Source organism: Bradyrhizobium sp. HKCCYLRH3061, assembly GCF_051168015.1.
GTDB lineage: Bacteria > Pseudomonadota > Alphaproteobacteria > Rhizobiales > Xanthobacteraceae > Bradyrhizobium.
On record NZ_JBNPUE010000002.1, the window covers coordinates 534,396 to 548,678 of the forward strand.

The 14,283-nt window shown below is 67.7% G+C and carries 15 protein-coding genes; 5 read left to right on the plus strand and 10 right to left on the minus strand.

The genetic code is table 11. The features are described 5' to 3' along the window. Positions 1 to 247: 247 nt before the first annotated feature. Positions 248 to 1,162 carry a DMT family transporter gene (locus tag ACQR2C_RS06370; RefSeq protein WP_434880721.1) on the plus strand — a complete coding sequence of 305 codons (915 nt, stop codon included), beginning with the start codon at positions 248 to 250 and terminating at the stop codon, positions 1,160 to 1,162. Positions 1,163 to 1,246: 84 nt separating this feature from the next. On the opposite strand, the gene ACQR2C_RS06375 is transcribed toward ACQR2C_RS06370, so the two are convergent. Together ACQR2C_RS06375 and ACQR2C_RS06380 are read right to left on the minus strand one after the other, a co-directional pair. After that, on the minus strand, positions 1,247 to 2,260 hold the full coding sequence (locus ACQR2C_RS06375) for a zinc-dependent alcohol dehydrogenase family protein (protein WP_434873129.1): 1,014 nt from the start codon (positions 2,258 to 2,260) through the stop codon (positions 1,247 to 1,249). Between the two features lie 339 nt (positions 2,261 to 2,599). Next, a complete protein-coding gene (locus ACQR2C_RS06380; protein ID WP_315801181.1) occupies positions 2,600 to 3,547 on the minus strand; it encodes a sensor histidine kinase in 948 nt (315 codons plus the stop codon). A 409-nt stretch (positions 3,548 to 3,956) separates the two neighbouring features. Here ACQR2C_RS06380 and ACQR2C_RS06385 point away from each other — a divergent pair, with 409 nt between their 5' ends. The 4 genes from ACQR2C_RS06385 to ACQR2C_RS06400 all read left to right on the plus strand — a co-directional run bounded on the left by ACQR2C_RS06385 (position 3,957) and on the right by ACQR2C_RS06400 (position 6,604). Further along, positions 3,957 to 4,370: a hypothetical protein gene (locus tag ACQR2C_RS06385; protein ID WP_315801182.1), complete on the plus strand. Its 414-nt coding sequence runs from the start codon at positions 3,957 to 3,959 to the stop codon at positions 4,368 to 4,370. Positions 4,371 to 4,523: 153 nt separating this feature from the next. Next, positions 4,524 to 4,718 (plus strand): hypothetical protein, encoded by a 195-nt coding sequence (locus tag ACQR2C_RS06390; protein WP_316183092.1) that lies wholly within the window; start codon positions 4,524 to 4,526, stop codon positions 4,716 to 4,718. 152 nt (positions 4,719 to 4,870) lie between these two features. Then, positions 4,871 to 5,407 (plus strand): thermonuclease family protein, encoded by a 537-nt coding sequence (locus ACQR2C_RS06395; protein ID WP_316216114.1) that lies wholly within the window; start codon positions 4,871 to 4,873, stop codon positions 5,405 to 5,407. Between the two features lie 99 nt (positions 5,408 to 5,506). Beyond that, the gene (locus ACQR2C_RS06400) at positions 5,507 to 6,604 is read left to right on the plus strand and encodes a D-alanine--D-alanine ligase family protein (RefSeq protein ID WP_434880722.1); all 1,098 of its coding nucleotides are present in this window, start codon (positions 5,507 to 5,509) and stop codon (positions 6,602 to 6,604) included. A 25-nt stretch (positions 6,605 to 6,629) separates the two neighbouring features. On the opposite strand, the gene ACQR2C_RS06405 is transcribed toward ACQR2C_RS06400, so the two are convergent. From ACQR2C_RS06405 to ACQR2C_RS06440, 8 genes are all read right to left on the minus strand, one after another. Then, positions 6,630 to 7,829 carry an efflux RND transporter periplasmic adaptor subunit gene (locus ACQR2C_RS06405; protein WP_434880723.1) on the minus strand — a complete coding sequence of 400 codons (1,200 nt, stop codon included), beginning with the start codon at positions 7,827 to 7,829 and terminating at the stop codon, positions 6,630 to 6,632. A gap of 2 nt (positions 7,830 to 7,831) precedes the next feature. After that, complete coding sequence (locus tag ACQR2C_RS06410) at positions 7,832 to 10,198, minus strand: ABC transporter permease (RefSeq protein WP_434880724.1); 2,367 nt, start codon at positions 10,196 to 10,198, stop codon at positions 7,832 to 7,834. Next, positions 10,192 to 10,953, minus strand: coding sequence for an ABC transporter ATP-binding protein (locus ACQR2C_RS06415; protein ID WP_315801187.1), 762 nt, complete (start codon positions 10,951 to 10,953; stop codon positions 10,192 to 10,194). Before ACQR2C_RS06415 ends, ACQR2C_RS06410 begins: the two co-directional genes overlap by 7 nt. 162 nt (positions 10,954 to 11,115) lie before the next feature. Further along, positions 11,116 to 11,394 carry a hypothetical protein gene (locus ACQR2C_RS06420; protein ID WP_315801380.1) on the minus strand — a complete coding sequence of 93 codons (279 nt, stop codon included), beginning with the start codon at positions 11,392 to 11,394 and terminating at the stop codon, positions 11,116 to 11,118. Between the two features lie 20 nt (positions 11,395 to 11,414). Continuing rightward, the gene (locus ACQR2C_RS06425) at positions 11,415 to 11,819 is read right to left on the minus strand and encodes a thiol-disulfide oxidoreductase DCC family protein (RefSeq protein WP_434880725.1); all 405 of its coding nucleotides are present in this window, start codon (positions 11,817 to 11,819) and stop codon (positions 11,415 to 11,417) included. A 339-nt stretch (positions 11,820 to 12,158) separates the two neighbouring features. Continuing rightward, complete coding sequence (locus ACQR2C_RS06430; RefSeq protein ID WP_434880726.1) at positions 12,159 to 12,572, minus strand: GFA family protein; 414 nt, start codon at positions 12,570 to 12,572, stop codon at positions 12,159 to 12,161. 14 nt (positions 12,573 to 12,586) lie between these two features. Beyond that, a complete protein-coding gene (locus tag ACQR2C_RS06435; protein WP_434880727.1) occupies positions 12,587 to 13,066 on the minus strand; it encodes an SRPBCC family protein in 480 nt (159 codons plus the stop codon). Then, on the minus strand, positions 13,063 to 13,392 hold the full coding sequence (locus tag ACQR2C_RS06440) for an ArsR/SmtB family transcription factor (RefSeq protein ID WP_434873125.1): 330 nt from the start codon (positions 13,390 to 13,392) through the stop codon (positions 13,063 to 13,065). The genes ACQR2C_RS06435 and ACQR2C_RS06440 overlap by 4 nt, the downstream gene beginning before the upstream one ends. Positions 13,393 to 14,283: the final 891 nt, after the last annotated feature.

The window sequence follows — 14,283 nt, forward strand, 5'->3', positions numbered from 1 at the left end:
AACAGCACGGCCGCGCCTTTGCCCACCCTACAGACTGGATTCCTTCGCTCGCAATGACGCCGGTGGTGGGCACCGGAAGCCCTCCAAGCTCCGACATCGCGAGCGCCAGCGAAGCGATCCAGGGGCGCAGTGCGCGAACCAGACTGGCGTGCGCTTCGAACTCCAAGGGAACAGTTCGCTCCCTATCGAAACGTCGCGCGCGGCCAGCGGCTAGGAGAAGGGCTCCCTCTCCGTCCGCGAGGCCCATATGCAGCGCAGCTCCGACCTCCTCCGAGACCTCGCCCTCCTGCTTCTGCTCTCCACCCTGTGGGGCGCCTCCTACACCCTGATCAGGATCGGCGTCGAGACGATCCCGCCACTGACCCTGATCGCCGCGCGCACGCTGATTGCGGGGCTGCTGCTGGCCGCGATCATCCGCAGCCGCGGCCTCGCCTGGCCGCGCGAGCGCAGGATCTGGCAACGCTTTCTGATCCAGGCCGGCCTCAACAGCGTCGTTCCATTCACGCTCATCGCGTGGGCCGAGCGCACCATCGAGGCAGGCCTCGCCACGATCCTGAACGCGACCTCGCCGATCTTCACCTTCCTTCTGACCGCGCTGGTCACGCGCCACGAGCCCGTCACGCTGCGCAAGCTGATCGGCGTCGCGGCCGGCCTCGCCGGCACCAGCCTCATCGTCGGCGTCGAGGCGCTGCACGGGCTTGGCCAGCAATTATGGGCCCAGCTCGCGATCGTCGCCGCCACCATCTGCTATGCCGGCGCTGCGATCCTGGGCAAGAGCTTCAAGGGGCTCGATCCGATGCTGCCGGCCGCGGGATCGCTGCTGTCGGGCGCCGCGGTGCTGATACCAGTCGCGCTCGTCGTCGACCATCCATGGGCGCTGGCACCGTCGCTGCGCTCGGTGCTGGCGCTGACCGCGCTCGCGACCGTCTCGACCGCCGCCGCGATGGTGATCTATTTCCGCCTGGTGCAGACGCTCGGCTCGATCGGCGCGACCGCGCAATCCTATCTGCGGGTGCCGATCGGCGTTGCGATCGCCGTCGCCGGCCTCGGCGAGCACCTCGCGCCGACGGCGTGGATCGGGCTCGGCTGCATCATCATCGGCGTGCTCGCAATGACGATGCCGGTGCGCAAGGCGGTCACGAAAGATCGGGAAGCGTCGTAGCCCGCATGAGCGCAGCGACATGCGGGGACGGTTGCCCGGGGTCGCTTCGCTCGCCCGGGCTACGCGGAGCGAGCAAACCACGCCTCACCCGATCGCGATCGCGACCTTCCCGAGATGCGCGCCGCTCGCCATGTAGTGGAACGCCTCGCGTGCCTCGCTGAACGGAAACACGCGATCGACCACCGGCTTCACCTGATGCAGCGCCAGCGCGTTCGCCAGCGCCTGGAGATCATCGACCGCGCCGACCGTGACGCCCTGCAGCCGCTGCTGCTGCATCACCATCAGCGGCAGCCGCAGCTCCGAGGCCGGGGCGCCGGCAAGCACGCCGATGAAGGCGATGGTGCCGCCGATCCGGGTGGCGCGGATCGATTCGTTCAGCGTGCCGACGCCGCCGACCTCGACCACGAGATCGACGCCCTGCCCGGTGATCTCGCGCGCCTTCTTGCCCCAGTCCGGCACCTGCTTGTAGTTCAGCGTCACGTCGGCGCCGAGCGCCGCCAGCCGCGCGATCTTGGCCTCGCTCGACGACGTCGCGATCACCCGCGCGCCGGCCATCTTCGCGATCTGCAGCGCGAAGATCGAGACGCCGCCGCTGCCTTGCGTCAGCACGGTCTGGCCGGGCCCGATGCCGCCGAGCTTGATCACCGCACTCCAGGCGGTGACGCCGGCGCAGGGCAAGGTCGCAGCCTCGATGTCGGTGAGATGCGCCGGCGTCCGCACCAGCGCCTGCATCGGAAACACCCGATACTGCGTCAACGTGCCGTCGACGGCGCCGCCCAGCGCCGCGCGCATCTTCGCCTCGCTCGGCTCGCCGCCGGTCCAGCTCTCGAAGAAGCTGCCGATGACACGGTCGCCGGCCGCGAACGCCGCGACGCCCTCGCCGACCGCCTCGACCACGCCCGCACCGTCGGACAGCGGCACCAGCGGAAATTTCTGCCGCGAGCCGTAGCCGCCCCTCACCGTGAGCAGGTCGCGATAGTTGATGCTCGCCGCCGTCAGCCGCACCAGCACCTCGCCTCGCCCCGGATGCGGCACGGGCTTGTCGACCAGCGCCAGCGCATCGATTCCGCCGGGCCCCTGCAGCTCGTAACATTGCATCGGATGTCTCCCGCCCCTGCGGCGCCGCCTTGTTGTTCTGACGGGAATGGTGAAGCGTTTCGTGCCGGCGATCAAGCCGAGTGCGTTCCGCGCGACGGACAAACGACGCGGCCCTCAGTCATCGATCAGCGGGATCACGACATGGTTCAGCACATACTCCGTGCCAACCCAGGTGATGGTGATCGAGAGCAGCAGCAATCCAGCCAGCAGCAGCATGTCGCGTCGTTCCATCGAACACATACGCGGCAGCGCTGCTGCGCGTTTCGCATCGCAGCCATGCCGCGCGCCGCGAGACATGCGACGCCTGCGAGGAACCGCACACCGACCGACGACACTCCGTCACATCGCCGCTTCGAACCTGATCCGGCAGACCAGACCTTCGTCGCGATAATCCTGCTCGATGCTGCCGCCGATCGCCGCAAGGCTTGCCCGGATCATGCGCGTGCCGAACCCCTCTTTCCCGGGCGGCTCGATCGGGTGCGGACCGAGTTCGCGCCAGGCCACGGTGCCCCGGCCGCCTTCCTGCGCAATCTGCAGCTCGAGCCGTCCGCCCGGGCCGCGCAGCGCGCCGTATTTGACGGCGTTGGTCGCGAGCTCGTGAAACACCAGCGCGAGGTTGCGCACCGCCTCCGGCCCCAGCGGCATGTCCGGCCCCTCGACCGTCACCGCGCCGGAGGCGCGATACGGCTGCAGCTCGACGTCGAGCAGCATGCGCAAGGTCATCAGGCGGTGATCCGACCAGGCCAGACTGTTGGCGCGCGCGACGGCATCGAGCCGCAGCGCGATCGCTTCTCCCTTGGCGCGATCCTCGCCCGACAGGCTCGATCTGACGATCGCCTGAAACAGCGCGAGCTGATTGTTCACGCGGTGCCTCAGCTCGCCGAGCAGCAATTCGCGCGCATGCTCGCTGCGCTTCAGCTCGATCAGCGCGCCGCGACAGAGATGCGCAAGCCAGATGATCAGCGCCGCAGTGCTCAGGAACCCGACGAGGTTGACCGCCTCGGTATGATCAGGACGGTCGGTGAAGCCCACCAGCACCACCGTGGCCGAGAGCCAGGCGGCAAAAATGGCCGCGGGAATGCCGCCGAGCAGCGCGGCGAACACGACCGCGGGATAGAAGGTCGCGTAGGGCAGCGTCGCGCCGGCGAAATCCAACCCGATCCGGCCTGCGGTCGAAATCGCGACAGCAAACGTGGTGAGCAGAAACGTGGTCGCCGACCACTGTCTGCCCCGACCGATCCAATCTGAGAAACGCTGACCCACTCGCACGACTGACCCCGAGCGCAACGTCTATCGCCCGACGCCGCCGGGAACAAGCTGAAGGAACTGCCACTCAGGTGCAAAAATTTTAGGAACTTTTGCGGTGTCGTTGCGTTCAGCCGTCCCTTTTACCATCGCCGGACCGCATCATGCCGCGCCGTGGGAGAAGCCACCATTCAATCGTGACAGACATGCGTCACTGCATAGCGTGAAGCGCGCTGCATCGGGGCTGCTCGAGGGCATCGGTGCTACTCCGCGTCGCGTCCGAGTAGCACGAATGCCGGACGTTGCACGATCAGTTCGTCGCAGGCCGCGCCGACGAACTGATTGGCGATGGTATCGGAGCGCTGCACGTAAGAGAGCTTGTATCCAGCGCCTCTTGTTGCGCTAATCCTAGCGGCTTGCCGCTGAGCGCCGCAGCGTCGATCATGCGACCATGACGACGAAATCGCGCGAGAGACTCTACGGTGCCGGCATCCGCATCGCGCAGGAGCAGGCCGCGCGCGCACGCAAGGAAGCGGATCGTCTGGCCTGCGACGCCTGGAACAAGCGCATGCTCGGCTACAAGGGACCGGCGCAGCCGTCGCCGCTGCTCGGCGATGCGCTGAACGCGGGCTACTACTATCTCGAAGTGCGCTGCCTCGGCTGCGACACCAATCAGACGGTCGCGCTCGACGTCATCAGGCGCGCCAAGACGACGCCGATCCATGAGCTCGAGCGCTACATGCGCTGCCAGGACTGTTCGCGGCTTCGCGGTCATCCCTACAAGCGCAGCGCGCTGGTGGCATTGCGCGAGACCAAGATCTCGGCCGCACATCCGGCCTCGACATGGTGGCCCGGTGAACGATAGACAGTCGAACCGCGCGCGTCGTGTGTCGCCTCTGATCCGCGGAGGTACTCCGATCAGGACCGAGCGCCGCACTCGCAAAAATACATCGACACCCGGAACAAACATGAAGATCCACCGTTCTGAACTGTTGCCGGCGCGGCAGGGAAGCGGAACATGTCAGAGTTTATGACCCAGCCGGACAAGCTGCGGGCCGACGCGGCAGAATGCGCCCTCATTCGTGATCTCGCCACCGACCGCGACAAGCGCGAGCTGTTCGCGCGCCTGGCCGAGCATCTGAGCATGCTCGCCGCCGAGGTCGAACGCGCGGCGCGCGCACCCGACAGCCGCGCGGACGCCGGCCTTCGCTGAACCGCTCTCGCGACGACCTGCTCCGATTGCGCTCCGCTGCTGTCGCGGTGCTCGCCACACAATCGCGCAACTCCACTTCGCTATAGATCGGGATGATCCGCGATCGATTCGCGCAGCGAGCGATCACGCCCCTCTCAGCGCCACAGGTGCCGATCTTGCGACGTCTCCTCCCCCGCCTCGCCTGCCTCGTTCTGCCGCTTCTCCTCAGCTTCCCCGCCGCAGCCGCCGAGCTCGTCGGCCGCGTCAGCATCGTCGATGGCGACACGCTGGACATTCATGGCGAGCGCATTCGCCTGTGGGGCATCGACGCGCCCGAAAGCGCGCAGCTCTGCCGCGGCCGCGACCGCAGGCCATATCGTTGCGGCGCGCTGGCCGCCAACACGCTGGACGCGTTCACGCGCGGCAAGGTTCTGCGCTGCCTGCCGGTCGATGGCGATCGCTACGGCCGCATCGTCGCGCGCTGCGCAGCCGGCGCGACGGATCTCGGCCAGTTCATGGTGGCGCGCGGGCTCGCGGTCGAGGAGCCGCAATATTCGCGCGGCGTTTACACCGCCGATCAGCGCGCCGCCCGCCGCGCCGGCCGCGGCATCTGGTCGGGCCGCTTCACCGAGCCGCCGCTCTATCGCAGCTGCATGCATTCAGGTGGAACGACGGCGGTGTGCTCGGACGGCGGGATCGGCTGGCGTTGAGTGGCGCCGCCTTGTCCACCGGCACAACAGCTCAATTGCCACGCCTCGACGTCTCGCTGTACGGTCGCGCACCGCAAGGACCAGGGCTGGACGAGGACGATGACAGAGACAAAGACGCGCGTGGCGATCCTGTTCGGTGGGCGCTCGGCGGAGCACGACGTCTCGCGCGCCTCGGCGGCCAACATTGTCCGCTCGCTCGATGCCGGCCGCTACGCCGTCACGCTGATCGGCATCACCACCGACGGACGCTGGGTGCTGGCCGACGCCGCGAATGACGGCACAGGCGCGGCCCTGACCGTGCCCGCGGACGGCCCGCAGATCGTGCTGCTGCCGGCCGGCCAGGGCCGCGCGCTGGTCATCGGCGACGGCGCCTCGCGCGAGCTCGCCTTCGACGTCGTCTTCCCGGTGCTGCACGGTCCGAACGGCGAGGACGGCACCGTGCAGGGCGCGCTGGAGCTCGCCGATGTTGCCTATGTCGGCGGCCGCGTCATGGGATCGGCGGCGGCGATGGACAAGGACGTCGCCAAGCGCCTGCTGCGCGACGCCGGCCTGCCGATCGTGCCGTTCGTCACCATGACCGCCGCATCGGCGGTGAGCTATGAGGCGGCGGTCGCCGCGGTGGGCTCGCCCGAACTGTTCGTCAAGCCGGCCAATCTCGGCTCCTCGGTCGGCATCTCCAAGGCGCGCAACGAAGCGGAGTTCGACGCTGCCTGCCGCCTCGCGCTGCGCTTCGACGGCAAGATCCTGATCGAGCGCTGCATCAGCCCGGTGCGCGAGATCGAATGCGCCGTGCTCGAGCATCCCGACGGCAAGGTGGCGGCTTCCGAGCTCGGCGAGATCGTGCCCGCCGACAGCCACGGCTTCTATTCCTATGAAGCCAAGTACACCGACGCATCCGGCGCCTCGCTGCACGTCCCGGCGCAGGTCGAACCTGCGCTCGCCGCGCGCATCCGCAAGATGGCCACCGAGGTGTTCGGCGTGCTCTGCTGCGAGAGTCTCGCGCGCGTCGACTTCTTCGTCCACGGCGAGGAGGTCTACGTCAACGAGGTGAACACCCTGCCGGGCTTCACCAACATCAGCATGTATCCGAAGATGTGGGAGGCCACCGGCCTGCCCCAGCCGGCGCTGATGGACAGCCTGATCGCGCATGCGCTGGCGCGTCATGCGCGGCTGAGAGAATTGGCGTCGCAGCGCTGAGGAACGCTTCTGCGGCGGCCGCAGGTCAGCGTGGCGCCACCTTGACGCCGGCGGCGACCCGGTCGCTGGGATAGATGATCACGACATCGCCGCTGGCGACGCCGTCGGCCACGGCGGCGAACCGGCCCGAGCGCCGGATGAGCCGGACGGTGCGCAACTCGGCGCGCCCATCCTTCAGCGCGAACACCGACCAGTCGTCACCGCGCTTGAACAGCGCGCCGGTCGGAACGATGGTCGCGTCCTCCTGCGTGAAGACGACGATCTGCGCATCGAGCTGATAGGCATCGCCGAGCCGCTGCCATTGCTCGGCCGGCGAGACGATGTCGATCAGCACGTTGACGCGCTGCTCCTCGACGCCGAGCGTGGAGATCTTCGTGAAGGCCGCCGGCTCGACCCGGCGAACCCGTCCCGACAGGCGGCCCGCCCCGCCCCAGCGATCGATCGTGACCTCGGCGCCGGGACGGATCTCGACCGCGTCGGTGCTGAGCACGTCGATGACCACTTCGAGATCACGGGGATCGCCGAGCTCGAGCAGCGCCGCGCCTGGCTGCACCGTCGTTTCGCTTTCCTGGGTCACCTTCAGCACCAGCCCGCCGACCGGTGCGGTCACGTTCCAGCTATCCGCGGGCGCGTCGGTATCCGTGTTGCTCCCGTAGCGCGCCAGCATCGCCCTGAGCTGGCTGAGCTCGTGCTCGGCGGCATGGTCGGCATATTCGGCGGCGCGCAGGTCACGTTCGGCAATCCGCATCGCGAGCTCGGCGCGCTCCCGCGCCTGCGCCGTCGCAGCGCCGCTGGCGGCCAGCGCCGTCGTGCGCGACAGATCGGCGCTCGCCTGCGCGCTCTGCGCCTGCGCCCGCGCCACCACCTCCTTGGCCCGCTCGACATTGGCTTCGGCCGCGCCGAGCTGCTCCTCGACCTCGCGGCGGGAGCGCGGATCGAGCAGCGGTGCCGGCGCCGGCGTGATGGTGGCGACGACGTCGTCGGCCTTGACCTGGTCGCCGGCCTTGAAGCGGATGCGCCCGAGACGGCCGGCGAGCGGCGCCGCCACGACGTAGCGCTGGCGCACCCGCGTCTTGCCGTCGTCATCGACGGTGGCAACGAACCGCCCTTTCGTCACCGCGGCCGTCTCCACCGGGACCGGACCCGGCATCACCATCCAGGCGATGATGCCGGCCGCGGCCAGAACGCTCGATACGATGACGACGCGGCGCAAAACGGGGGGCATGCTCATTCCCTGGTCTTGAGGGCCGCGACCAGATCGAGCCGATCCACCCTCCTGCGAACGATGATGGCGCTGATCGCGGCGCTGGCCAAGACCACCGCGGTCGCGATCAGGTAGGTCCGCGGCGCGATCACACCCGGGATCTGAAAGCTCTCGCTGGAATGCAGCCGCGCGATCAGCCCGATGATGGCGTGCGACAGCAACAGGCCGAGCGGAATCCCGACCGCGATGTCCAGCGCGAACTCGCCGAACAGGATGCCCGCGACCTCGCCGCGGGTGAAGCCGAGCACGCGCAGGCTGGCGAGCTCCCAGGCGCGCTCCTGCAGGCTGATGCGGGCGCTGTTGTAGACCACGCCCACGGTGATGATCGCGGCGAAACCGGTGAGGATGCCGGCGGTGACGAACACGAGGCCCGCGATCTTCTCGATGAAGGATGCGAGGGTGTAGGCCTTCATGGTGACGGATTCGATTTTCGGCATGCTCTTGAACCTCGCGCCGAGCGCGGCCAGCGCCGCCGGCTCGACATGGAGGCTCGCCGCCGAGATCACCGCGCCTTCGCCGGTGAAGCGGTTGAGCGTGTCGATGTCCATGTAGGACGCCATGCCGATCGCCTCGTCGACGATGGCGCTCACCGGCAGGTCGCGCCGCCGCCGGCGGCCTTCCATCGCCTCCACCGTCACGATCTGCCCCGCGCTCAGCGCCAGCCGCTCGGCGAGGCGTCGGGTCAGGGTGATGCCATCGGGCGCCGCGACGATCGGGCGACGTGCGGAATCGTGCGGCCGGCGCAGCTCGTCGGTGGCCGCCAGTCCGATCACCGAGGTGAGGTAGCTCTGATGCCCGGCCCGCAGCCGCACCGGAACGATGCGCTGGCCTTCGATCGCGAGCACGCCGGGCTGGCGCGCCAGGTCACGCAGGATCGCGCGGTCCATCGGATGGATGAACGTGATCGTGGCGTTGCCGCGCTCGACCAGGTTGAACTGCAGCTCGATCATCTCGCCGATGGCGTCGCGCCAGAAGATCCCGAGCACCATCATCGGCACCGCGAAGGCGATGCCGATGATGGTGAACAGCGAACGGAACGGCCGCCCCGCGACGTTGCGCAGCATCATCATCCGCCGCGCGCCGAACGCCGTGCCGGGCACGATGCGCTCGATCCAGGAGCGGCGGAACCCCAGCGGCATCGCGGGCCGCATCGCCTCTGCCGGCGCAAGGCCGACGACCTCCTGAAGCGCCGTGACCACGCCGAGCGCGCCCGCCGCGACGCTGATCGCGACGCCGGCCACCGCCGCCCAGGGCGCCAGCCGGAATGGCAGCTCGGGCAGACGGAAGAATCCCTGATAGCTCGATATCATGGCATGGCCGAAGCCGACGCCGCCGGCGATGCCGAGCGCCGATCCGATCAGCACGATCACCAGCATCAGCTTGAGATAATGGAAGGTGAGCCGCAGCGTCGGAAAGCCGAGCGCCTTCAGCGCCGCGATCTGCTCGCGCTGCGCGGCGACCAGCCGCCCGAGCGCGCCGTTGAGCAGGAATGTGGCGACACCGAAGAAGATGATGGGGATGGTGATCGACATCACCTTCTGCTGGTTCAACTCGTCCTCGAGAAAGCGGTTCGACGGCTGGTCGCGCCGCGCGATCGCGCCGATCGAGCCATAGGGCTCGAGCAGCCGGTCGAGCTCCTCGATCACGGGCTTGGGATCGACGCCCGGGGCGAGCGCGATCACGGCGTCGTTGAACGCCCCTTTCATATCGAAGGCGGCCTCGGCCGCGCTCCGGTCGACCCACAGGATGGCGTAGAGACGATCGTCGGGGATCGGCAATCCCGGCTTCACCGCGTAGACATATTCCGGCGACAAGGCGATGCCGGAGACCCGGAAGCCCTGCACGCGGCCATTGAGCAGCACGCGGATGTCGTCGCCCGGATTGACGCCATTGGCCTCGGCAAACGCCTCATTGACCGCGGCGCTGCGCGCGGTCCCCGGCTCGGGCGCCGTGCCGCGCCGCAGATGCAAACGCGCCAGCGCTTCGTCGCCCGCGCGGCTCAGCGACACCAGGCGCGCCGAGACCGGCTGCGACGCCGCCGGCCAGTCGACGATCACCTCGCGCACGATGCGCGGCTCGACCGCGACCACGCCGGCGATGGAGCTCAGTCGCGGCACCAGCGCCAGCGGCGCCCGCTTCAGCGTGACGAAGATCTGCGGAAACCGGCCATCGGCATAGAACTGCTCGCAGCCGTCGCGCAGGGACAGATAGGTCGAGACCGAGCCTGCGAACACCGCGACGCCGGCCGCCACCAGCAGCGCGATCGTGATCACCTGCCCGCGCATCGCACCGATGTCGCGCCACAGCTTGCGGTCCAGCAGGCTCACCAATGCACCTCCTCGGCCGACAGCCGCCGTGCATTGCGCTCCTCGCCGACGATGCGCCCGCCGCCGAGCCGCAGCACGCGATCGGCCATGCCGGCGATCGCCGCATTGTGCGTGATGATGATCGTGGTCGTCCCGAGCTGCGCGTTGGCGCGCGCGATCGCGGCGAGCACCACCTTCCCGGTCTCGTAGTCCAGGGCGCCGGTCGGCTCGTCGCACAACAGCACGTCGGGCGCCTTGACCATGGCGCGGGCCACCGCGACGCGCTGCTGCTCGCCTCCGGAGAGCTGCGAGGGAAAGTGGTCGATCCGCCGCTCGAGCCCGACGAGCTTGAGCACCTCGCGCGGATCGAGCGGCCTGTCGGCAATCTCGGTGACCAGCGCGACGTTCTCGAGCACCGTCAGACTCGGGATCAGGTTGTAGAACTGGAACACGAAGCCGACATGTTCGCGCCGGTAGCGCGTCAGCTCGGCATCGCCGGCGCCGACCAGTTGATGATCGCGCCACTGCGCCTCGCCCGAGGTCGGGCTGTCCAGCCCGCCGAGAATGTTGAGCAAGGTCGACTTGCCGGATCCCGAGGGGCCGAGCAGCACCACGAACTCGCCCTCGTAGATGTCGAGATCGACGTCGCGCAACGCATGCACCTCGACCTCGCCCATGCGGTAGGTCTTGGAGAGCTTGCGGGCGCGAAACACGGGTGCGGCACCCGGATGCTCCGGACGCGCGGCAGCGCTCGCGTCGTTGATCGTGGTCGGACTCATGAGGCCGCAGTTCCTGTCCGGCGACGGCCTACGCAGAACGCCCGAGATACCTCCATGCCATCGAGGCCGGACGACTTCATAGCCCACAATCGGTCAGCAGCCGTCTTTGCCGGTTGATGCATATCAAGCGACCGACATCATCGGGGCGCGTCACACATCTGCTCACGTCCATCCCAACGTCGAGACCTCGTAGATCAGCACGGCGGCCCCGAGACAGCGGCGCCAGGGATTGACGCCGCGCACGAGCTCATCGACGGCCCAGACGACGAGACCGGCCTTCACCAGACAATCCAGATTCGCGCCCGTCCGACCCGGCGGGTGCAAGGCCCAGCCCACGAGGCTTCCCACCAGCACGATCCACAGCGCCGGGTTCGGCATCTGGGCGATCGTGATCTCGCCGGTCGCGCGATTGCGGAAGAACCAGTTGAGAAAGCGCGACATCGTGCCGCCAGCCTGCCCGGTCACGCTCCGCGTCCCTCCTGCTTCCCATGCTGCAGGATGCGGCCCAGGCCGCGCGAGATCAATGGCCGCACGGGAAGAAACAGCCTGTAGCCGAACTCCAGGACCGCCAGCGCGCCCGGCATCGAGGCCACACGCGCCGCCCAGCGCCAACGCGGCAGACGGCGCCAGATCTCGACGAACGCCGCAGCGCCCGAGAGCAGGCGCCCGTCACTGGCACGCACATGAAACCGCGCCATCGCCTGTTGCTGGGTCACGCCATCCGGCGTTTCCGCGCCTGGTTTGGAGACGTCGACGAAACACAGCGCACCCGCCTGATCGGTCCGGCCGTAATAGCCGATCTCCGCCCGACACAGCGGACAGGATCCATCGAAGTACACGGTCGACTGCGCACACTCTGGCGCCATGCGGATCTCCTCCAAAACACCAGCTCAAACCTCAGAGCCCTGAACGTCCGCGCCGGCGCTTCGGGTCTGTGGCTCGTCAAATTTCATTGGGAGGAGCGGGTGATAGTCAAGGCTATCGCATTTGAAGAATGGACCAGGCGGCCATAACGACCGTCCATTTGTTACTCCGTCATGCCCGGGCTTGTCCCGGGCATCCACGTCGTTCGGAGCGCGCAGGACGACGTGGATGGCCGGGACAGGCCCGGCCATGACGATTCGGAAACGATCCGCGCAACACCTCAAGCGCAGTTGACGAGAGCTTTGCGGTGGCAATCCAGCCTCGTCGCCGCGGCGCCCCACTCACCGCGGCGGCATCGTCTCGAATTTCGGCAGCGCCGGATCGAGGTGATCCCAGGGATGTCCGGCGGCGGTCCACGACACCAGTTGCGGTCGGTAGCGGCTGGGATCGTCGAGGCTTGCGGGCGTGACGATGAACACATCGGGCATCGCCGGAAACGTCAGGTGCATCGACGAGCCACAGGTCGGACAGAACGCGCGCCGCTTGACGGTGCCGCCGTCGCCTGTGGTCTGCCAGTGCGACACCTCGCCGTCGACCTTCACCTCCGCCGCGACGAAGGTCAAATGCGATTGATGCCCGGTGCCGCTGTCGCGCTGACATTGCCGGCACTGGCAGTCCAGCATCACAGCCGGCTCGCCCGTGATCTCGTAGCGGACTGCGCCGCAGGCGCAGCCGCCGGCAAAGGAATTCGTCATGTCGCTCTCCTTGTTCAATGCGGCCGCTGCGATGACGCCTGCTCGGCGACGATCTGATCGAGCTTCTCGACCACCGTCTTCCAGCCCTCGCCCATCTTGCGATACGCCGTCTCGTTGGCCGGCAGCACGAAGCCGGAATGCACCAGGCGAAGGCGCGTGCCCGTGTCGGCCCTGGTCAGGCTGAAGGTGACCACCGTCTCCAGCTTCGCGCCGTAGCCGACATTGCTGTCGTGGCCACCCCTCCACGCGTAGGACAGCCGCTCGTTCGGCACGACCTCCAGCACCTCGCAGTGAATGGTGCCGTCCCATTGGCCCGCCGGCGTGGTCTGAAACGTGAAGCGATTGCCCGTGACGGGCTCGAAGCCCTTGGGCGCCATCAGCCAGCGGCCGATCAGGTCGCCATTGGTCAGGGCTTTCCAGATGATCTCCGGCGCATGAGGAAAGATGTCCTCGACGACGATGGCCTGCGTCTTGGCATTCACGGCTTGGTTCATGGATCGATGTCCTTCAGCAGGTTTCTCAGATTGGCGAAGCGGTCGCGCCAGAACACGCCGTAATGGCTCATCCAGTCGGCCAGCGGCTCCAGGCCGCGGGGCTCGGCGCGGTAATAGACCTTGCGCCCCTCGGGGCGCTCGCAGACCAGGCCGGCCTGCTTCAGGGATTTCAGATGCTGCGAGATGGCGCCCTGCGTGACGGTGCTGCCGCGCGTGAGCTCGACGACGGTGATCTCGTCGGAATTGACGATGCGCTCGAACACCGCGCGCCGCGTGGGGTCGGCCAGCGCGCGCATGACGGCCGTAACGGTTTCAGGCTGGATCATAGGAAAAGAATAGCAACCACTAATCAATTAGTCAATGCTAATGTAACTGAAAAATCGCCGTGGCCTGACGCCGTCTCGGCTCATCCCACCCCGGCCGGATGGTGCCGTCAGTAAATCCGAATTTTTCTCTTCCGTTTTTCAGAATTCAATGTTATGGTGTCGCATCCCGTCCCACTTGAGGGGCGCATCGCGATCGTCACGAGCGTTGGGTGCGGGATGCGGTGGGCGTATCGGGTTGCAGCGTGAGCGATCATGCCGACGAACGATCCGATGCGTACGGCGAAGTCGTGTGGTCCTGGCATCCCGGTGCTGATGCCAAGCTGGCGCTGCAAGTTCGACGAGCGCGCTGGCGACGGGGGCAAGAAAGCCGATCCCCGGGGAGATCACGTATAAGCCGTTCAAACCATTGCGCGGGGAAGGCCGGGATGATCCGGCCCGTACCTGTGGTTCCTGCCGCCTGCATTTTTTTCGCAGGCGGGCCATGGGTGCGACCGGCACCCGGCCTTTCCCGCGCCCTCATTGTTAGGAGGGCGACCAGATGAGCAACACTCGGACGCGAAAGCGGGTGCGAGAATGAGAATGCATGTTTTGCCCATGTCTCACCGCCGTCCTTGCGAGGAGCGCAGCGATTGATCTGCGCGACCCCACAACTGTCAACTATGTCCCCGAACACCCGTCAGCGACGTCTCCGGGCTGAACACTGCGCTCGCAATGTCGCTTTCATTTCCGCTGTCGTCCGGCAAGCTGCGGCAACGCGCAAGCGTTGGCGCGGCGCCGACCCGGGACCCCTACGCCGCGGCGGTTGTTTGAGGCACGCTGGAGCGGACGGCCTTGGCGCCAATTTCCGCCGGTGGTCATGGATCCCGGCGTTCGCCGGGAGGACATCGGTTT